Annotated in this window: 1 pseudogene; it reads right to left on the bottom strand. The window is 61.8% G+C overall.

What is annotated here, in order from left to right:
• Positions 1-75: 75 nt before the first annotated feature.
• Positions 76-534, bottom strand: a pseudogene (locus XpopCFBP1817_RS21060) (TonB-dependent receptor plug domain-containing protein); the annotation flags it as partial.
• Positions 535-612: the final 78 nt, after the last annotated feature.

Here is a 612-nt window from a genome sequence, read left to right as displayed (position 1 = left end):
ATGCGCGCACTTGTTTCTACACGATCCGGGTGCAACCAGCTGATCTATCTCGGGAAAACGTGGGGAAACCTCAGACCCCGGGTCGTCCTGATCGCGCGGCTTGCCGACATCGTTGGCGTGGCCAAGTGCGGCTTCGGCGCTGAAGAAGGGCTTGCCGCCGTTTTCGAACGCGCTGCGCGTCTTGAGGTTGATCGCACCGCCGGTGGCGTTGGGATCCAGATCGGGCGTGAAGGTCTTGACAACCTGCAACTCACTGACCATTGAGGCCGGCAGCAGGTCCAGACGCACGCCGCGGGTGATCGAACCGAGTGTGCCGTTCGGTGTTCCGGGCGAGGCGATGGTCAGCCCATCGATGGTGACGTTGTTGTACGACGGGCCCAGGCCGCGCAATACAGCTGTGGCCGCTTCATCGCGCGGATGTTCGTTGTCGGTGGCCGGCAACACCGACAAGCCGGGCACGCGGCGCAGCGCTTCGACGATGGTGCTGTCGGGCAAGGCGCGCACATCGGTGGCGCTGATGACGTCGGTGATGTTAGGGCCTGTTAACACTAATGGCCTGAGCGAGTAAACTATCGGGTATGGAGATCACACCAGAGCAATTTTCCCTAATCG

Source organism: Xanthomonas populi (assembly GCF_002940065.1).
GTDB classification, from domain to species: Bacteria; Pseudomonadota; Gammaproteobacteria; order Xanthomonadales; family Xanthomonadaceae; genus Xanthomonas; species Xanthomonas populi.
The sequence above is the reverse complement of the archived record's forward strand: the minus strand, read 5'-3'. Positions and strand labels throughout refer to the sequence as shown.